The sequence below is a fragment of the Grylomicrobium aquisgranense genome (assembly GCF_033971865.1).
GTDB lineage: Bacteria > Bacillota_I > Bacilli_A > Erysipelotrichales > Erysipelotrichaceae > Bulleidia > Bulleidia massiliensis.
Window position 1 is genome coordinate 90,753 of record NZ_JALBUR010000002.1, and the last position, 17,723, is coordinate 108,475.

General features: G+C 48.6%; 21 protein-coding genes. 2 read left to right on the top strand and 19 right to left on the bottom strand.

Translation table 11 applies throughout. The features are described from left to right. Positions 1–74 precede the first annotated feature (74 nt). Both MOZ60_RS01545 and MOZ60_RS01550 read right to left on the bottom strand, forming a co-directional pair. Positions 75–524, bottom strand: coding sequence for a PTS sugar transporter subunit IIA domain-containing protein (locus tag MOZ60_RS01545; protein ID WP_370595399.1), 450 nt, complete (start codon positions 522–524; stop codon positions 75–77). A gap of 18 nt (positions 525–542) precedes the next feature. After that, positions 543–1,718, bottom strand: a complete 1,176-nt coding sequence (locus MOZ60_RS01550) for an SIS domain-containing protein (protein WP_277635000.1) — start codon at positions 1,716–1,718, stop codon at positions 543–545. A 190-nt stretch (positions 1,719–1,908) separates the two neighbouring features. Here MOZ60_RS01550 and nagA point away from each other — a divergent pair, with 190 nt between their 5' ends. Continuing rightward, positions 1,909–3,057, top strand: a complete 1,149-nt coding sequence (gene nagA / locus MOZ60_RS01555) for an N-acetylglucosamine-6-phosphate deacetylase (RefSeq protein WP_370595400.1) — start codon at positions 1,909–1,911, stop codon at positions 3,055–3,057. A gap of 24 nt (positions 3,058–3,081) precedes the next feature. Then, positions 3,082–3,630 (top strand): hypothetical protein, encoded by a 549-nt coding sequence (locus MOZ60_RS01560; RefSeq protein ID WP_370595401.1) that lies wholly within the window; start codon positions 3,082–3,084, stop codon positions 3,628–3,630. 104 nt (positions 3,631–3,734) lie between these two features. Here the strand turns inward: MOZ60_RS01560 and MOZ60_RS01565 are convergent, their stop codons facing one another. The 17 genes from MOZ60_RS01565 to MOZ60_RS01645 all read right to left on the bottom strand — a co-directional run bounded on the left by MOZ60_RS01565 (position 3,735) and on the right by MOZ60_RS01645 (position 17,714). Then, positions 3,735–4,271 carry a hypothetical protein gene (locus MOZ60_RS01565; RefSeq protein ID WP_370595402.1) on the bottom strand — a complete coding sequence of 179 codons (537 nt, stop codon included), beginning with the start codon at positions 4,269–4,271 and terminating at the stop codon, positions 3,735–3,737. Continuing rightward, the gene (gene atpC / locus MOZ60_RS01570; RefSeq protein WP_277634997.1) at positions 4,268–4,669 is read right to left on the bottom strand and encodes an ATP synthase F1 subunit epsilon; all 402 of its coding nucleotides are present in this window, start codon (positions 4,667–4,669) and stop codon (positions 4,268–4,270) included. Before atpC ends, MOZ60_RS01565 begins: the two co-directional genes overlap by 4 nt. Next, entirely contained in the window at positions 4,666–6,057 is a 1,392-nt protein-coding gene (gene atpD, locus MOZ60_RS01575) for a F0F1 ATP synthase subunit beta (protein WP_277009755.1), read from the bottom strand. Before atpD ends, atpC begins: the two co-directional genes overlap by 4 nt. A 17-nt stretch (positions 6,058–6,074) precedes the next feature. Continuing rightward, a complete protein-coding gene (gene atpG / locus MOZ60_RS01580) occupies positions 6,075–6,929 on the bottom strand; it encodes an ATP synthase F1 subunit gamma (protein WP_370595403.1) in 855 nt (284 codons plus the stop codon). Continuing rightward, positions 6,926–8,455, bottom strand: a complete 1,530-nt coding sequence (atpA, locus tag MOZ60_RS01585; RefSeq protein ID WP_370595404.1) for a F0F1 ATP synthase subunit alpha — start codon at positions 8,453–8,455, stop codon at positions 6,926–6,928. The genes atpG and atpA overlap by 4 nt, the downstream gene beginning before the upstream one ends. After that, the gene (gene atpH / locus MOZ60_RS01590) at positions 8,452–8,997 is read right to left on the bottom strand and encodes an ATP synthase F1 subunit delta (RefSeq protein WP_108774583.1); all 546 of its coding nucleotides are present in this window, start codon (positions 8,995–8,997) and stop codon (positions 8,452–8,454) included. The genes atpA and atpH overlap by 4 nt, the downstream gene beginning before the upstream one ends. Beyond that, entirely contained in the window at positions 8,987–9,502 is a 516-nt protein-coding gene (gene atpF, locus MOZ60_RS01595) for a F0F1 ATP synthase subunit B (RefSeq protein ID WP_108774584.1), read from the bottom strand. The genes atpH and atpF overlap by 11 nt, the downstream gene beginning before the upstream one ends. 14 nt (positions 9,503–9,516) lie before the next feature. After that, positions 9,517–9,756, bottom strand: a complete 240-nt coding sequence (locus MOZ60_RS01600) for an ATP synthase F0 subunit c (RefSeq protein ID WP_108774585.1) — start codon at positions 9,754–9,756, stop codon at positions 9,517–9,519. Positions 9,757–9,771: 15 nt separating this feature from the next. Further along, the gene (locus MOZ60_RS01605; RefSeq protein WP_108774586.1) at positions 9,772–10,476 is read right to left on the bottom strand and encodes a F0F1 ATP synthase subunit A; all 705 of its coding nucleotides are present in this window, start codon (positions 10,474–10,476) and stop codon (positions 9,772–9,774) included. 1 nt (position 10,477) lies between these two features. Beyond that, complete coding sequence (locus tag MOZ60_RS01610; protein ID WP_277009768.1) at positions 10,478–10,837, bottom strand: hypothetical protein; 360 nt, start codon at positions 10,835–10,837, stop codon at positions 10,478–10,480. A 106-nt stretch (positions 10,838–10,943) separates the two neighbouring features. Next, on the bottom strand, positions 10,944–11,837 hold the full coding sequence (locus MOZ60_RS01615; protein ID WP_370595405.1) for a ParB/RepB/Spo0J family partition protein: 894 nt from the start codon (positions 11,835–11,837) through the stop codon (positions 10,944–10,946). Next, a complete protein-coding gene (locus MOZ60_RS01620) occupies positions 11,837–12,619 on the bottom strand; it encodes a ParA family protein (RefSeq protein ID WP_108774589.1) in 783 nt (260 codons plus the stop codon). Before MOZ60_RS01620 ends, MOZ60_RS01615 begins: the two co-directional genes overlap by 1 nt. A gap of 12 nt (positions 12,620–12,631) precedes the next feature. Then, a complete protein-coding gene (locus MOZ60_RS01625; RefSeq protein WP_108774590.1) occupies positions 12,632–13,450 on the bottom strand; it encodes a ParB/RepB/Spo0J family partition protein in 819 nt (272 codons plus the stop codon). A gap of 9 nt (positions 13,451–13,459) precedes the next feature. Next, positions 13,460–14,155 (bottom strand): 16S rRNA (guanine(527)-N(7))-methyltransferase RsmG, encoded by a 696-nt coding sequence (rsmG, locus tag MOZ60_RS01630; RefSeq protein ID WP_277653005.1) that lies wholly within the window; start codon positions 14,153–14,155, stop codon positions 13,460–13,462. A gap of 170 nt (positions 14,156–14,325) precedes the next feature. Continuing rightward, complete coding sequence (locus MOZ60_RS01635; RefSeq protein WP_370595406.1) at positions 14,326–14,955, bottom strand: hypothetical protein; 630 nt, start codon at positions 14,953–14,955, stop codon at positions 14,326–14,328. Then, positions 14,945–16,825, bottom strand: coding sequence for a tRNA uridine-5-carboxymethylaminomethyl(34) synthesis enzyme MnmG (gene mnmG, locus MOZ60_RS01640; protein ID WP_108774593.1), 1,881 nt, complete (start codon positions 16,823–16,825; stop codon positions 14,945–14,947). The genes MOZ60_RS01635 and mnmG overlap by 11 nt, the downstream gene beginning before the upstream one ends. Beyond that, positions 16,812–17,714, bottom strand: a complete 903-nt coding sequence (locus MOZ60_RS01645) for a hypothetical protein (protein ID WP_277655626.1) — start codon at positions 17,712–17,714, stop codon at positions 16,812–16,814. The genes mnmG and MOZ60_RS01645 overlap by 14 nt, the downstream gene beginning before the upstream one ends. Between the last annotated feature and the right edge of the window lie 9 nt (positions 17,715–17,723).

Sequence of the window (17,723 nt, forward strand, 5' to 3'; positions counted from 1 at the left end):
CATTTCCTCCTTGATCAGCTGTATTTCAAGCATAACAAAAAGTCTGACTTTTCAGCCAGACTTCGTGGTTTCACTCAGATACCGTCTTCGTCATCTGCAGGCTCATCATTCTTTGATTCGCTGTAGACGTAGTGAATGACCTGATCTTTGCCTGTTTCCACAGTGCTGTCAGCGAGCTGATTCAGATCTGTGATGAACTGGCGGGACATATTGGCTTCAATGACCATGCCAAGGTTGCTGCCGGAAAGGATAGCCAGATGATATTTGTCTTTTTGTGTGACAGAAAGCTCGGCTGAAATCTTGAACGGAGATCCCCCAACCAGATCCGTGAAGACCAGAATGCCATCCTCGCAGTTGGAAAGAGAATCAAAGGCATTTGTCAGTTTCTTTGCAAGATCCTCAGAGCTGTCTCCTTCTTCAAAGTCAACTGGTACAAAATTTTCCGGTACACCGGCAATGAGTTTGACAGAACTTGCCAGACCAGTGGCAAAGTGTCCGTGTCCTGTTACTACAATTCCAATCATCGATGATTTCTCCCAATCTTATTTGTGGTACGGATACAGTGTAACACCCTTGACGACACGGTTTACCTCACCTGTCGGGCACGGATTATCCGGTGTGATCTTGTTCTGCAGAGAACGGAAGATGGCAATCAGCTGTGCCACAACAACATACTCCAGGCCCAGGAACACATTGTCCTTTGCGGATGTGTTAAAGCAATAGTAGTAGTCCGCAAGCTTTTCTGCTTCTTCACAAGGCGTGTTGCAGACAACCATAACCTTGTCGCCCTTGCGCTGGGAAGCCAGCTCTCTGACCAGATCCATCTCATACTGTCTCTGGTAAGCACCATCAGACAGATAGACAACATTCAGAGTTGTGTCATTCACAATGGACTTCGGACCATGTCTGAATCCCATCGGTGTATCATACATTGTTACGATTCTGCCGGCATTCAGCTCCAGCATCTTCAGCGCAGACTCCTGGGCAACACCCTTCAGGCAGTTGGTGCCAAGATATACAATTCTGTCATAGCCGTATGTTTCATCAACCTTCAGCATTTCCTTCCAGTCGGTATCAACCAGCTTTCTGGCTGCTTCGGTGACTTCCCTGACCTTGGCTGCTGTTTCATCCAGGTTGTCCAGGCTGAAGCACAGCAGGCAGGCAAGATACATATTGGAGAAAGAAGATGTCATTGCAAAACTCTTATCGAGTGTCTCCGGTGTCAGGTCAATCGCCAGGCATCTGTCACCTTCCTGGGCAGCTCTCTTGCTCAGAGCACCATCCTTGTTGCAGGTGATGAACAGATGGTAAACATTGTCATTAACAGCCTCAACAGACTGAATGGCGCCAATGGACTCCGGAGAATCACCGGATCTGCCGAAGCTGATCAGCAGGGTTGGCTTGTGGGCACTGACATAGTTCTCAGGTGTCGGTGTCAGGTCTGTGGAGCCAAAGCTCTTTGCCTTATAGTTTGTCAGTCTGTTCAGATAAGAGAACAGTGCATTGCCGACGAACTCAGATGTACCAGCACCAGTCATGATGATGTCATAGTCGGGCTGGCTTGTGACCTTGGAGATGAAAGCCTTGATCTCATCCTTCATGGACGCAATCTGCTTCACTGTCTTCTCCCAGGTATCCGGCTGCTGGTGAATCTCTGTGGCGGTAAAGATTGCATTCTTGTTCTGCAGATCTTCTTCTGTATAACCAAATATTGTCATAAGGTATTTTTTCCTCCTTGCCTTACTTCTTACAACCGGATGATATCATGTGCGATACCGGTATGGAACGTTTCGGTTGAAAACGATAAAAGGATAACCGAAAAGTGTAAGCATATCGATTTCAAGCGCTTACATCACGTGATATCTTATAAGTACAAACCAGAAAACAAGAAAGGAGATCAGATTATTTATGCTGATTCAGAGTACACATGTTTGGATCTGCGGTGATTTCATCCCTGCAGAAATTGAAATTAACGATGGAAAGATTACAGAAATCTATCCGATCAACACAAAACCGGCAGACAAGGATTATGGCGATCTGCGTATCGTACCGGGCTTCATTGACATTCACTGCCATGGTGCCTATGGATACGATACCAACTATGCAGAGCCGGAAGGATTGAAGAAGTGGGCCAAGGGCATTGTGCATGAAGGTGTTACAGGCTTCATGTCCACAACGATCACGGAGCTCAAGCCGGTACTGATGAAGGCCGTCAAGAATGTGGCTGCCGTCAAGAAAGACTTTGAGGCAGGCCGAGATGGTGCTGATATCCTCGGTATTCATTTCGAGGGTCCGTACCTGGATATGAAGTACAAGGGAGCCCAACCGCCGGAGGCAATCGTGCCGCCGTCTGTGGATGAGTTCAAGGAATATCAGGAAGCTGCCAACGGTCTGATCAAGATCATCACCCTGGCACCGGAACATGATCCGGATTATGCCTTGACAAGATACTGCAGTGAAAATGGTGTGGTTGTGTCCATCGGCCACAGCGGTGCTACCTTCCAGGAAGCAATTCTGGCTGTTGCTAATGGTGCCAAGTCCATTACCCATACATATAACGGACAGTCACCGTTCAACCACCGTGCCAATGGCGTGACCGGAGCCGCTCTTCGTCTGCATGATCTGTACAGTGAAGTCATCTGTGACTGCAACCATTCCACACCAGAAGCACTGAATATTTTCTTCACCAGCAAGGGAAAGGATCATGGTATCATGATTTCCGATGCCCTGATGGCAAAGGGATTCAAGCCGGGTGACAAGTTCATGTTCGGCGGCCACGAGATTGAAATCTATCCGGATGGCAGTGCCCATCTGACCGAGACAAAGGGTCTGGCTGGTTCCACGATGTGGATGTGCGATGGTCTTAAGAATCTGGTTACCAGGGCATTGGTGCCGTTTGATGCCGCATTGAACAGCTGCACCATCAACCCGGCAACCCTGCTTGGTCTCAATGACCACATCGGCAAGATTGCTGCAGCCTATGATGCAGACCTTGTTGTTCTCAACGATGATTACTCTGTTGAGGAAACATACTGCAAGGGCGTTCCGCAGTTCTGAATGTAAGATTAGAAGGAGAAGCTCATGTCAGATAAGAAAAAAACAGGAATGGGAAATAAAAGCAATTCCAATGATGAAATTGCCGGCCTGAACATTTATAAGAATGATAAGGGACAGACGGTTATGTATGTCAAACGTACCGGTACCGGCTATCTTCTCAAGCCGTCTGACAGGAGTGCCTACAGCCTGTATCATAACCGTATTGCCATTGCGATTGCTGTCTTCATGATTCTGGCTTCGTTTGTCAATTCATGGAAGATGCCGCTGATTGTCGGTGTCATCCTGTACATCCTGCTGGAATTCCGCTACCGCAAATGGCTGCAGAACCTGTCCCACATCGAAAACTTCAAGCCAGAAAGAAGACACACCCTGGCAGAAGCCGTTGCCCAGTCCTACACAAAGCCAAAAGCAATACTGCTGATGGTTCTGTACCTGGCATTTGGCATCCTGCTGGTTGTCTACATGTTCATGCAGAAGTCTTCCATTGTGATGATCATTGGTTCCTTCGTTGTCTTAGCAGGCTGCCTCTACATGGCATACAACTATATACATGCCATCATGCTTCAAAAGTAATCACAAGTAAAACATATCACCTTCCCCTTTCACCTCCTCAGGAAACTGAGGGGGCTTTTTATTATAAGAAAAAGCACCAGCCAATTCATATCAGCTGGTGTTCTTCATTCATTCTTTAATTCCTGCAGGGTTCCATTTCCCTTTGGTGCAATCCCATCAATGGTAATTTCTTTGTTTCTTTTCTTCAGGAAAGCTGCAAGCCTTTCCGCCTGCAGTTTATTATCGACAGTGAATGTGATGTTTTCACTGCCCTGCAGTGTTACCTGCATGGTTTCTTTTTTGCCCGGCTTGATCTGCACCTTTGTCCATCCGTTGGATGGATATTCTTTCACCTGGATCTTACCTGTGCAAAGAAGAATTCTGTCTTCCAGGAAGAATGATTTGCCAAGCATGGCACCTTCATCATAATACTGGTCCGCATGTTTCACCTGGTGCAGGCTTCTTGTTGTGGAAGCTTTTTTGATCTCAGTCAGAATGATCTGGATGATCAACGTGATGCCAGTGATCACGCCCAGATACCAGTATGTTTTAGTGCCGGTATGGAAGGTCAGATAGGCAAACAGGAAGACAAGCAGTGCATTGATGGTCTGTCTGAGTGCTGCTTTCAGGGAAATGACAGATTTATAGTAGCGTCTGATCATTTCGTGTGTGTCAGCTCCAGACGGTTGAGCGCCTTGGCGAGTGCTGCCTGGGCCCGCTTCATGTCGATGTTAGGATCCTTGGAGGCAAGCCGTTCTTCTGCTCTTTTCTTAGCAGCTTCGGCTCTGTCAACATTGATCTCGTCCTTGCTTTCGATTGCATCGGTCAGAATCTCAGCCGTGTTGTCACGGAAATACAGAAGCCCTCCGGCCACGGCATATTCTTCACGCTTGCCATTTTCCACCGTCGACATCTTACCAATCTTCAGCATTGTCACCAGCGGCATATGATGGGCAAGGATGCCCTGATCACCATCATTTGTCTGCACATTGAGAATCTCTGTATCAAATTCCTTGTACAGACCATGCGGGGTGACAATCCTCACGTGCAGCGTACTCATTTCAGACTCTCTGCCTTCCTGACGACATCTTCAATGGTGCCAACAGACAGGAAAGCCTGTTCCGGCAGATCATCGTACTTGCCATCAAGAATTGCTCTGACGGAACGAATCGTATCTTCAACCTTGACATAGACACCCGGCAGGCCGGAGAACTGTTCAGCAACATAGAACGGCTGAGACAGGAAGTTACGGATTCTTCTTGCCCGGTTGACGGTACGCTTGTCTTCTTCACCAAGTTCTTCCATGCCAAGGATGGCAATGATATCCTGCAGCTCCTTGTATCTCTGCAGAATCTCAACAACCTTTCTGGCTGTTTCGTAATGCTCTTCACCAACTACCAGCGGATCCAGCATTCTGGAACTGGACTGCAGCGGATCTACGGCCGGGTAAATACCCAGTGCAGCAATGGAACGATCCAGAACGAGTCTGGCATCCAGATGGGTGAAAGTAGCAGCCGGCGCAGGGTCGGTCAGGTCATCGGCAGGCACATAGACACACTGCACGGATGTAATGGATCCTTTGTCGGTCGATGTGATACGTTCCTGCAGCTGGCCCATTTCGGTTGCCAGGGTTGGCTGATAGCCAACGGCTGAAGGCATTCTGCCAAGCAGAGCAGATACTTCCGAGCCAGCCTGGGTGAAACGGAAGATGTTATCGATGAACAGAAGCACATCCTGATGTTCTTCATCACGGAAGTACTCTGCCATGGTCAGTGCACTCAGAGCAACACGCATACGGGCACCCGGAGATTCATTCATCTGGCCATAGACAAGCACGGTGTTCTTCAAGACGCCGGACTGCTTCATCTCATAGTACATGTCATTGCCTTCACGGGTTCTTTCACCAACACCGGCAACGACGGAACGGCCGCCGTGCTCGATCGCAATGTTATGAATCAGCTCCTGTTCCAATACGGTCTTGCCGACACCGGCACCGCCGAACAGACCGATCTTACCGCCTTTGGCATACGGGCACAGCAGGTCAATGACCTTGATGCCGGTTTCCAGAATTTCACTGGATGTCTGCTGCTGGGCAAAGGTCGGGGCAGGACGGTGGATCGGCAGATGCTCTTTGGCATTGACCGGTCCCAGACCATCAATCGGTTCACCAAGGACGTTGAACATTCTGCCCAGTACTTCATCACCTACCGGCACTTCGATTGGATTGCCGGTATCAATGCATTCCATGCCGCGGACAAGGCCGTCGGTGGAAGACATGGCAATACAGCGGACGATATCATCGCCGATATGCTGGGCTGCTTCACAGGTCATTTCCTTGTCACCCATCTTGATATGAATTGCATTGCGGATGGAAGGCAAATGATCCGGATGAAAGCGAATATCTACGACAGGTCCGATGACCTGTACGATTTTTCCAGTATTTTCCATCTTTTCCTTCTTTCTTGTCAGACGGCCTGTGATCCGCTGACGATTTCAGTAATCTCCTGCGTGATCGCCGCCTGTCTTGCCTTGTTGTAAGCCAGCAGCAGCTTGTCAGAAAGATCATTCGCATTGTCTGTTGCCGTCTTCATGGCAACCCTGCGGCTGCCCTGCTCACTGGTTGTACTCTCCATCCAGTCAGAATAGGCAACATCGGCGATCATCATCGGAATCAGTGCATCCAGAATCGTATCCGGATCCGGCTCAAACAATGTTTCGACGTGGTTCTTGTTTTCTTTGACCTGCTGGTCTTCCTTGACTTCACATGGCAGCAGGACATCTTCAGCAGGCACAAAAGTCATCGTATTGATGAACTTTGTATAGACAAGCTGAACTTTGCCAACCTTGTTTGCCTGATACTGCTTCACGCCATCTTCGACATAGCCCTTGAGAGTCATGAAATCCATGTGATCACTGGAAATCGGCTTGTCATTGAGCAGATGGAAGCCTTTCTCCTGCAGAATATGGAACAATGAGGTGCCGATCAGGATCAGCGGATCTTCTTTGTTCAGATAGGTCTCAACATAGCGGGTAATGTTGCCATTGTAGCCGCCGCAAAGACCAAGGTCAGAGCAGAATACGATGGAGTAGACTGCTTTGGCAGTTCTGGGCTTCATGAACTGATTGTCGATTCCTTTGTTCTTGGTGACAATCTCATTGACGGTGTCCTGCAGGCGCTGGGCATATTCACGATTGCTTTCCATCTTGTTTCTCTGCTTGAAAAGCTTGGCGTTGGCAATCATTTCCATGGCCCGGGTAATCTTCTTGGTCGAATTGACCGATTTGATCCGGGACCGCAGGGCCTGTTTGGACTGACTCATGCAGCGACTCCCTTAAGCAGCTGGAAATGCTGCAGGGCTTCATCCATAGCAGCACTCAGCTTTGCATCAAGTTCCTTGCTGATGTCTTCCGTATCCTCGATCTCTTTGACAAGATCGGCATGCTTGTCATGGAAGAATCTGAGCATGGCTTTTTCAAATGCGGCAACCTGATCGGTTGGCACCTGATCCAGCTGACCTTTCCTGGCAGAGTACAGGGACAATACCTGATCTGCCATGGACATCGGCTGATACTGCGGCTGTTTGAGCAGTTCTGTCACTCTGGCACCATGTTCAATGATCTTCTTGGTATTGGCATCCAGATCAGATCCAAACTGGGCAAAGCTCAGCATTTCATGGTACTGGGCCAGATCCAGCTTGAGGGATGAGGATACTTTCTTCATTGCCTTGGTCTGGGCACTGGAACCGACACGGGATACGGACAGGCCGGAATCAACGGCCGGTCTGACACCGGAAGCGAACAAATCTGTCTGCAGGAAGATCTGACCATCGGTGATGGAAATCACATTGGTCGGAATGTAGGCAGAGATATCACCTGCCTGGGTTTCGATGATCGGCAGTGCCGTCAAAGAACCGCCGCCCAGGGCATCCGAGAGCTTGGCAGCTCTTTCCAGCAGTCTGCTGTGCAGGTAGAAGACATCACCAGGATAGGCTTCTCTTCCCGGAGGACGTCTGAGCAGTAAGGACATCGTACGGTAGGCAACTGCATGCTTGGAGAGGTCATCATAGACGATCAGGACATCCTTGCCCTGTTCCATCCATTCCTCACCAATGGCACAGCCTGCATATGGTGCAATGTACTGCAGCGGTGCACTTTCAGCAGCGCCTGCGTTAACGACAACTGTGTAGTCCATGGCACCGGTCTCACGCAGTTTCTGTACCATACGGGCTACGGTGCTTTCCTTCTGGCCGATCGCGACATAGATACAGTAAACGTTCTTGCCCTTCTGGTTGATGATGGTATCAACTGCAATGGCAGTCTTACCGGTTTCACGATCACCAATGATCAATTCACGCTGGCCTTTGCCAATCGGAATCATGGAATCAATAATCTTAAGACCTGTCATCAGCGGCTGGCATACAGATTTTCTGGTCATGACGCCAGGCGCGACTCTTTCTACCGGACGGGTCTTGGTTGTGTTGATGGGACCTTTGTTATCAATAGGCATGCCAAGGGCATTGACGACTCTGCCCAGCATGGAATCACCGACCGGTACTTCTGTAATTCTGCCGGTGCGGTGTACTTCATCACCTTCATGAATCAGGGAATCATCGCCAAACAAGACGACACCGATATGGTCTTCTTCGAGGTTCTGTACCATACCCATGACGCCATGCGGGAATTCCAGCAGTTCGGATGACATAGCTTTATCGATACCCTGGACCATGGCAATGCCATCACCGACACTGATGACATAGCCAACATCATCGGAATGAATGCGGCTGTCATAGTTCTTGATGGAATCCTTGATCAGGGAACTGATCTCTTCCGGACGCAGCTGTTTCATGCGTTGCCTCCTTTCAGTAATGCTTGTCTGAGATTTTCAATCTGGCTCTTCATGGTGATATCCGTCACGGTATTGCCAACTTTGACTTTGATGCCGGCAATCAGGGATGGATCCACAATGTTGCGCAGAATAATCTTCTTGTTTTGTTTTTTACCAATGGCATCTGCGATGCGCTGCAGGTCTTCTTTGCTCAGTTTGCGGGCCGAGTAAACTTCTGCTTTCTGGATGCCGAGTTTCTCATCGGCAAGACCGATATACACACGCAGAATATCCTTGAGATACCAGGTACGGTCGCGGTCGACAAGCAGCCTGATCAGGTTGATCATGTCCTTGTCCAGTGTATCTTTGAAGATTTCCACAACCGTATCTTTCTTTTCTTCGTTCGTAACTTTGACAGCCTGCAGGAATAAAAGCAGTTCATCACTCTGTTCTAATGTATCAAGAAGTGTTTCTGCCTGTTCCTTCTTGCTTTCAACGGTATTGTCTTCACATGCCAGCTCGAACAGACCTGTGCCGTATCTTTCAGCGACTTCACTGCTCATTGCCGGCTGCTTCCTTTACAAAAGCGTCAACGGCTTTGCGGTCCATTTCCTCATTGCTCTTTTCACCAATGAGCTTGCCGGCTGCGGCCATCGCCACATCGACCATTTCTTTCTGCATGGACCTGTACATATCCTGACGCTCGGATTCAATCTGTTCCTGGGCCTTCTTTCTGACCGCATCAGCTTCCTGATTTGCCTGTGCAAGGATGTTTGTCTTTTCATCCTTGGCCTGCTGTACGGCAGCGTCCACAATCTGCTTGCTGCGGGAAGAAGCTTCCTGGAGTTCGCTCAATGCCTTCTGGCGATCGCCAAGGGCATCCTGCTTTGCCTGAGCAGAGGCAGCCAGATCTGACTGCATCTTCTCTTCCCGGGCATTCATGAACTTCTTGACGGACTTCCACAGGAATTTCTTCATGAGTAAAAACAGAACGAGTGTGGAGCAGAGCTGAACGATCATCGTGTAAACGTTTGGAACAAGCTGTTCAACGATGTCGATATTAATCATTGATCAGCCTCTTATTAAAGATTCGGATAGACAAACATCAGCAGGATGGCAACCAGAAGACCATAGATGGCACATGTCTCAGAAAGAGCAATACCAAGGATCATCGTGGAACGGATCTTGCTTTCGACTTCCGGATTCTTGCCGATGGCGTCACAGGCATGAGCTGCGCAGGTACCTTCACCAAGACCAGTCATCATACCTGTCATAACTGCCAGGCCGGCGCCGATTGCGATTAAACCTTTGTTGATATCCATAATTTTTTCTCCTTTTTATTTCTTGATATCTTCAGGAATATCATTCCCGATCAGAACTACTGTTAATGTGACGAAGACGAGTGTCTGGATGAATCCAGAGAACAAATCGAAGTATGCATGCAGCAATGGAGCCAGAATCGGCGCCATGAAATTGAATACGGTTCCTGACTTGGTGATCCAGCCCAGCAACAGGTTGGACAGTGACTGGCAGGCGTTGTATACCAGCTGCATCATAATGCCGCCGCACAGAATGTTTCCAAACAGACGCAGCGACATGGAGATCATGGTAGAGAATTTGCCGAAGATGTTCATTGGCAGCATGACGGCAATCGGTTCAATGAAGCTGTGCATGTAGCCTTTGAAGCCGCCGTATTTGAGCTCCACATACTGGATCATAACCCAGGTAATGATGGCCAGCAGCAGGGTCACGGACAGATTTGCAGTTGGTGATGAAATACCGAACAGCGAGATGATGTTGGCAAGGAAGATATATGTCCACAGGACAAGAATATACGGGACATAGTGGTCTGCCAGCTTTCTGCCGGTATTGTCACTGACCGTGTTGTAAACTGCCTGGACGCCAAGGATCACCGCGCCGGTAAAGCCTTTGGGCTTTGCATAGGGATCAAGCTTGTCAATCTTCTTTGAAATCAGGACAATACTGATGCCAATGATCAGGGTAATGAGGATGATCGTATAGACATCCGATTGAATTTTCATTCTAAGATCGTGCTTCCTCCTTTCCTTTTGGCAGCAGTACTTCCACGGTGACCGTGATCTTGATCATCAGTAAGCCAAGTGCCGCTGCGAAGATATTCATGATCTGCGGGAACAGTGCTGCCAGCACCATCGGCAGTGCCATCAGAAGAAAATTGATGGCGAAATGAAACATGTAGCGGCTGCCTTTGGTCGTACCACTGTCAAGGATATCGCTCCAGTAGGTATCTGTGCGGTAATACAGCAGAATGCACATTGCCGTTCCCGCAAGAAAACCTGTTGTCCACCGCCAGTTAAATACTGCGGTGACCAGCGATATCAGAATCGTCAAAATCCTGAAAAGCTTCCACGAATTCGTACGCATCGTATCACTCCTTCCGGATATGAACCATACTTATCATTTTAGAGGAATTCAGCTGTAAAAAAAACACATTTCCTGTATATCATAGACAGAAAATGTGCTTTGTTTGTTAATCCTGCTCTGATTCATCCAGACAGCCAAGCATTTCCAGCAGACGATTGAGATCATCAGTATCGCTGAAACTGATCTTGATATCGTGTCTGCCGATTTCTACCCGGGTGCCGTACTTATCACTCATGCGGGTTTCCAGATCCCTCGTATACGGATCTTTTTCCTTCTCTTTCTTCAAAACCGGCTGATCCTGGACATTGAGCTGCTTGACATACTTTTCAACTTCACGCACCGACATCTTCTTTTTCAAAATTTCATCGGCCGCATCTTCCATCGCATCTTCATCCTTTAAGCTGAGCAATGGGCGGACATGGCCCATCGTCAGTTTCTTTGCGACGACCAGATCCTTGATGGAATCAGGAAGTTTCAGCAGACGCATCATATTGGCGCAGTACTCACGGCTCTTACCGACCCGCTCGGCAAGCTTTTCCTGCGTATAGCCAAGCTTTTTGACCAGGGCTTCATAGCCAAGGGCTTCTTCGATCGGATTGAGATTTTCACGCTGCACGTTTTCCAGCAGCGCGATTTCCATCATCTCTGAATCATCGAAATCTACCTGAATGGCTGGCACTTTATCCAGGCCTGCCATCTTGGCTGCACGCAGTCTTCTTTCACCGGTGATCAGGTCATAGCCCATGACGGACTTTCTGACTAACAGCGGTGTAAAGATGCCATGTTCCTTGATGGAGTCAGCCAGTTCCTGCAGTCCTTTTTCATCAAACTCTTTACGAGGCTGATATGGGTTCGGCCTGATTTCATTGATATTGATCTGTACTTCCCGGCGGCCTGGTTCATCATTGGCATTTTCCTGGATCTCGTCCAGGAATTGTTCCACATTGCCGCCAAAGATGGAATCAAGTCCTCTGCCGAGTTTCTTTTTCTTCTCTGCCATTATTTTCTGCCGTCCTTTGCATTCTGTGTAATGACTTCCTTGACAAGCTGTGCATAAGACTTGGCGCCATCACATCTGGTGTCATATTCAAAGATCGACTTTTCCATGGATGGTGCTTCAGACAGCCTGACATTGCGTGGAATCACGATATGGTACACCTTTTCTTTAAAATATTTGCGCACTTCCTGCTGGATTTCGACTGACAGCCTGGTACGCACATCAAACATCGTCAGTAATACGCCCTCGATCGACAGATGCGGGTTCCAGAGCTTCTGGACAAGGCGGATCGTGCTTAACAGCTGGGTCAGTCCTTCCAGGGCAAAGTATTCACACTGTACCGGGATCATGACAGAATCAGCAGCAGTCAGTGCGTTTGTATTCAAAAGGCCCAGTGCCGGCGGGCAGTCGATGATGATGAAATCATACTTATCGCGGGCTGGTTCCAGGCGCTTCTTGAGAAGCTGTTCCTTGCCGACTTCATAGGAGCTCATCTCTACATCGGCACCGGCCAGATCGATCGTGCTGGGCAGAACATCCAGCGGCGGCATGGTCAGATGCACAGTGGCTTCTTCCAGGGTATTGTCGCCGGTTAATACATCATAGACGCTTGCATCAAAACCGACTTTGTTGGCACCGATGCCATGGGTGGCATTGCCCTGGGGGTCAAAGTCGACCAACAGTACTTTCTTGTCAAAATATGCCAGACCAGCTGCCAGGTTAATGCTGGTGGTTGTTTTTCCTACGCCGCCCTTCTGGTTGGCAATTGCAATAATTTTTCCCATAACGTTTTCCCCTTAATTTTTAGGGAAACGGACGACCATTCGGATGTCATTGTCTGTTTCCATCTGCTGCACTTCTGCGTCAATGCCCATCTTACGGATCATCTGTACGCACTGATTCACCGAATTGATGGCAAGCTGTGTCTGCCTGGTGAATCCCTTTGTCTTCTGTCTTTTATGTACCTTTTCAGGCTGTGATGCTTTCCTGATGTAGTCTTCGGTTTCCCGCACAGTCAGGCCATGCTTGAGAATCTCGTGGTAAATCTGTTTCTGCTTTTCAGCCGGCGCACTCAGCAGTGCACGGGCATGCCGCTCCGAAATTTTCTGGTCCAGCACGCCTTCCTGAATTTCCTGAGGAAGATTCAGCAGGCGGATCTTGTTGGCAATGGCCGACTGCGATTTGCCGACCCGTTCTGCCATCTGTTCCTGGGTCAGACTGGCCTGCCGCATGATCTGTACATAACTCTTGGCTTCCTCAATCGCACTGAGGTCACGTCTTTGAATGTTCTCTACCAGTGCCATCTGGGCAGCCTGATCTTCACTTGGTGTCAGCAGATAACATGGCACCGTGTCATAGCCGGCCATCTGGCAGGCACGGAATCTTCTCTCACCGGCAATGATCTCATAATGATCTTCTACCTGTCTGACCGTGATCGGCTGAATCAGTCCCTGCTCCTTGATCGACTGTGCAAGTTCCTGCAATGCTTCCTCATCAAACTTCAGTCTTGGCTGATAGCGGGATGCTGCAATCTGCTCTACCGGAATCTGTTTGATTGTCTGCTCACTTTGACGGTCAAAGATATCAAGGATTCCTTTTCTTCCCTTTGTTCGCATACAATCTCCTTACAGCGGTTTCTTCTTCATCTGGCCATAATTGCGTGGATACATCACTGGTGTCTTTTTGACCTTGCGGTAAACCAGGTTGATGCGTTCACCCGATGGCAGTTCATGTTTGTATTCGGCTTCTTTTCTGCCGCCAAGAATGGTGATGGCATGTTCTGCCGCAATGGCTTCTTCATCTCCATGAAGGCCTTTCATGGCAATGAAGAGGCCATCTGGCCTGACAAGAGGCAGGCAGAGTTCTGAAAGCAGTGACAGATTGGCAACGGCTCTGGCTGTTACCACATCAAAGCTTTCCCTTTTTTCCTTGGCAAAATCTTCAGCTCTTTTATTGATGACCTTGATTTCATTGAGATGCAGCTCATCAATCACTGCCTGCAGAAAGGTGCAGCGTTTGCCTGTTGGCTCCAGCAGGGTGACAGTGAGGTCTGGTCTGACGATCTTCCAGACAAGGCCGGGAAAGCCGGCACCGGAGCCGACATCACAAATATTTCCCAGGACATGAACATCGCCAAGAGGCAGAATGCTGTCGAGAAAGTGCTTTTCATTGACTTCCTCTTCCTCGGTAATAGCAGTCAGATTCATCTTTTCATTCCAGCTGGCAAGCATCTGAGCATATGTATGGAGCTTTGCCATCTGTTCATTGTCTAAAGGCATGTGCATGGCCGTGCAGGCATCCTTCAGTTGTTCATTGGTCATGTCTTTTCCTCTCTGCGCTAACCCATTCTACCATCAAGATTCAGATGCGGATACATTGGATTGTTGAAAAACAATTTATCCACATTTTCATGAAAAGAAAACGTACAGGGCAAAATAAATGTGGAAAAGTTTATTCTCCACATCTGATTACATACATGTACCCTGCTGTTTTACTGTGCTTTTATAATAAATTCGGCATATGGCAGTGTTTCAATCCACTTGCAGAAAGCACGCCATTCCGGCAGTCTGTGATCTCTTCTCTGAAAATAGATCGTTTTGAGCTGACGATAGTTGGTAGTCATGCGGGCGGTCAGACGGAAGCCGGCCGGGTTGGAATACAGGATTTCCAGATACTTACTGCGGGCAAGATCATCCAGGGTTGAGGTGTCTTTGCCTTCTGCCTTGAGACGCTTGATATCGGCCTGCAGGTCATTGTAATCCTTGACCTTTTCCTTCATGATCGTGATGATGCGGGGATCGACATAGGAAATATAGGCCTGATCCAGATCAAACTTGGTGATCCGGTGCATGGTGGACTGTGAAGAGACAAAGTCCAGGAAGTGATAGCGCTCGGCTTCGACCCATGCCTTGTTGGTGAAGGTCAGATCAAACTGGACAACGATGCCGTTCATGAAGTTATCATGGCCGGATCCTGTTTTAGCGTTCGCAAGTTTCTGGGTGGTTGGGGTTACTTCCGAGGTAACTTTGGCAAGATCGGTTGCCATGGGATATTTGGATCCCTTGACGGATTCTTCCAGACCATAGACCTGGACATTGGAAACAACTTCTTCATAATTCATATGACTTCACTTCTTTCTGACTTTTGAGATATATAGCAAGTACGGCAAGATCAGCCGGATTGACACCCGAGATGCGGGATGCCTGGCCCATGGTGGCAGGACGGAACTTTGACAGTTTCTGTCTGCCTTCAATAGACAGATTGTCAACCTTCTGATAATCCAGATCATCGGGAAGAATGACATGGTCCATGGCTGCTAATTTTGCGGCTTCACGCTTTGCCTTATTGATATAGCCTTCATAGCGGACTTCAATACCAACCTGTTCGGCAATCCTTTCATCCACATCTTCCCCTGCTTTGCAAAGCAGCGTATACAGGTCGACTTTCGGACGTCTGGCCAGTTCATCTTCTGACACGTGTCCTTCCAGCGGACTATAGCCAAGTGAGACAAGATAATCGCTGGCATCCTTATTTTCATGGTTCAGACCTGTATTTTTCAGATGTTCTTTGAGATCTTTGATTTTCTCCATCTTTTTAAGATACGCATCATGTCTCTCTTCAGAGATCAGACCAATCTGATAGCCTTTTTCCAGCAGTCTTTGATCGGCATTGTCATGGCGTAATAACAGACGGAATTCAGCACGGCTTGTTAACAGCCTGTATGGTTCTGCCGTGCCCTTGGTTGTCAGATCATCAATCATGACACCGATATAGGCTTCATCTCTGGAAAGGATGAGTGGCTGCTTTCCTTCCAGTTTCAGGCTGGCGTTGATGCCTGCCATGATACCCTGTCCGGCTGCTTCCTCATAGCCGGAGGTGCCATTTACCTGACCGGCAGTGAAAAGATTCTGAATGATCTTGGATTCCAGAGATGGCCGCATCTGGATTGGATCGATGGCATCATATTCGATGGCATATGCATACTTCTTGATCACGGCATTGGCAAAGCCCGGCAGAGAGTGAACCATCTTTTCCTGGATGTCTCTTGGCAGAGATGTGGAGAATCCCTGGACATAGGTTGTATCCAGAGACAGTGATTCCGGTTCCAGGAATAAAAGATGTCTTGGCTTGTCCTTGAAGCGGACAAGCTTGTCTTCGATGGATGGGCAGTAGCGCGGTCCAACACCTTTGACAACACCGGAATACATAGATGACTTGTGCAGATTGCTGAGAATCAGCTCATGTGTTTCCGGGGTTGTATAGGTCAGATAGCAAGGTACCTGCTGGTCAAACGGGCGAATATGCGTTGTCGTGTCAGAGAAGCAGATGAACTTGTTGGTACCTGGTTCGATCTCTGTTTTAGAGAAATCGATGGATTTTGTCAGCACTCTTGGCGGTGTGCCGGTCTTTAAGCGGAATGTGCGCAGACCGGCTTCCCGCAGTGATGCGGACAGATCGTTTGTTGTGGTTTCACGGTCTGGTCCTCCTGGTGTGACTTCACTGCTGATCATGTTGAGACCGGCCATGTATGTTCCGGTTGTCAGGATGACAATCTGGCTGTTGATGACAGAGCCATCCTTTAATGTGACGCCGGTAGCCTTTCCATCTTCCACGTTCAGGCGCACAGCCATGTCTGCCTTGACTGTCAGGTTTTCCTGATGCAGACAGACATCCTGCATCATGGCTTTGTAAGCCAGTTTATCAGACTGTACGCGCAGTGCTCTGACACCAGGTCCTTTGGCACTGTTGAGCATCTTGAACTGCAGTGCTGTTTTGTCTGCGGTGATTGGCATCTGACCGCCAAGGGCATCAATTTCTCTGACAACGATGCCTTTGGCTGGTCCTCCGACAGAAGGATTGCATGGCATCTTGCCGATGTTTTCAATACTGAGTGATAACAGCAGCGTCTTGTGATGCATGCGGGCACAGGCAAGTGCTGCCTCAATGCCGGCATGACCGCCGCCGATTACAATGACTTCATAGTTGTCCATTCAACTGTTTCACGAGCCTTTCCATTTCCGCATCCTCTGTCTCACATAGTACGGACACAGAAAGTGCATCATTGATTTTATTCTGTTTCAGATACAATGCATAGAGCATTGCACGGCCAATCCACATCTGCATACGGTGCGGACGGTCAATACTGCTGCATACAAAGGGAATGGCTAGATGAATGCCATGGCTGTCCATGGATCCGCAGTCACTCAGTGATCCCCTGATCAATTCCCAGCCATCTTCTTTTGTTTTTTCTCTGGCCAGACGATGGCTGATGGTCTTCTCGTTTTCCGATCCTGTTTCTTTGCCCATCTGATAGCAGGCCATAGCAAGGATGTGGCGGACTTCATCTGCCTTGAAAACAGTCTCAGGAGACTGCCTGTTGTCATAGCTCCAGAGATCAATACCAAATTTATCCGCTTGTTTCAGAATACGTACTGTCACAGAAGGATCATCCTTATCAATGTAGCAGTAGGATTCCAGGTTAGCAGGAATATCCAGGCCGACCTCTTTTGGAAAGACAGGTGCTGTAAAGAAGACGATGTTGCTGAGGATGAGACATTGCATGGATTCCGGAATGTGGTTTCGGGATGCTTTGGCAATGGCTTCTTCCAGCTGTGCTTTGGTATCATAGCCTGTCATTCTGCCAAACTGTTTCCACATCTGGTTCAGTGACAGTTTTCTTGTGCCTTCGTAATGCCCGTAGCCAATAAATCCCTTCTTCCGGGAGCGGGGGCCGCGGGCATAGAAAAACAGCAGATCACCATGATGGAAATCTGAGAATCTGTTTTTCACGGTCAGCCGCCAGAACAGGATCGTCTGGCTGCGGCACAGACGATGATATTCCAGCATGGCTGGATCACTTACGTAGGCAATGGAACTCATGCATATCCT

Coding starts and splice junctions, on each gene's coding strand:
- MOZ60_RS01545 (WP_370595399.1), bottom strand. CDS start 524: ATGATTGGAATTGTAGTAACAGGACACGGACACTTTGCCACTGGTCTG.
- MOZ60_RS01550 (WP_277635000.1), bottom strand. CDS start 1,718: ATGACAATATTTGGTTATACAGAAGAAGATCTGCAGAACAAGAATGCA.
- nagA (WP_370595400.1), top strand. CDS start 1,909: ATGCTGATTCAGAGTACACATGTTTGGATCTGCGGTGATTTCATCCCT.
- MOZ60_RS01560 (WP_370595401.1), top strand. CDS start 3,082: ATGTCAGATAAGAAAAAAACAGGAATGGGAAATAAAAGCAATTCCAAT.
- MOZ60_RS01565 (WP_370595402.1), bottom strand. CDS start 4,271: ATGATCAGACGCTACTATAAATCTGTCATTTCCCTGAAAGCAGCACTC.
- atpC (WP_277634997.1), bottom strand. CDS start 4,669: ATGAGTACGCTGCACGTGAGGATTGTCACCCCGCATGGTCTGTACAAG.
- atpD (WP_277009755.1), bottom strand. CDS start 6,057: ATGGAAAATACTGGAAAAATCGTACAGGTCATCGGACCTGTCGTAGAT.
- atpG (WP_370595403.1), bottom strand. CDS start 6,929: ATGAGTCAGTCCAAACAGGCCCTGCGGTCCCGGATCAAATCGGTCAAT.
- atpA (WP_370595404.1), bottom strand. CDS start 8,455: ATGAAACAGCTGCGTCCGGAAGAGATCAGTTCCCTGATCAAGGATTCC.
- atpH (WP_108774583.1), bottom strand. CDS start 8,997: ATGAGCAGTGAAGTCGCTGAAAGATACGGCACAGGTCTGTTCGAGCTG.
- atpF (WP_108774584.1), bottom strand. CDS start 9,502: ATGATTAATATCGACATCGTTGAACAGCTTGTTCCAAACGTTTACACG.
- MOZ60_RS01600 (WP_108774585.1), bottom strand. CDS start 9,756: ATGGATATCAACAAAGGTTTAATCGCAATCGGCGCCGGCCTGGCAGTT.
- MOZ60_RS01605 (WP_108774586.1), bottom strand. CDS start 10,476: ATGAAAATTCAATCGGATGTCTATACGATCATCCTCATTACCCTGATC.
- MOZ60_RS01610 (WP_277009768.1), bottom strand. CDS start 10,837: ATGCGTACGAATTCGTGGAAGCTTTTCAGGATTTTGACGATTCTGATA.
- MOZ60_RS01615 (WP_370595405.1), bottom strand. CDS start 11,837: ATGGCAGAGAAGAAAAAGAAACTCGGCAGAGGACTTGATTCCATCTTT.
- MOZ60_RS01620 (WP_108774589.1), bottom strand. CDS start 12,619: ATGGGAAAAATTATTGCAATTGCCAACCAGAAGGGCGGCGTAGGAAAA.
- MOZ60_RS01625 (WP_108774590.1), bottom strand. CDS start 13,450: ATGCGAACAAAGGGAAGAAAAGGAATCCTTGATATCTTTGACCGTCAA.
- rsmG (WP_277653005.1), bottom strand. CDS start 14,155: ATGACCAATGAACAACTGAAGGATGCCTGCACGGCCATGCACATGCCT.
- MOZ60_RS01635 (WP_370595406.1), bottom strand. CDS start 14,955: ATGAATTATGAAGAAGTTGTTTCCAATGTCCAGGTCTATGGTCTGGAA.
- mnmG (WP_108774593.1), bottom strand. CDS start 16,825: ATGGACAACTATGAAGTCATTGTAATCGGCGGCGGTCATGCCGGCATT.
- MOZ60_RS01645 (WP_277655626.1), bottom strand. CDS start 17,714: ATGAGTTCCATTGCCTACGTAAGTGATCCAGCCATGCTGGAATATCAT.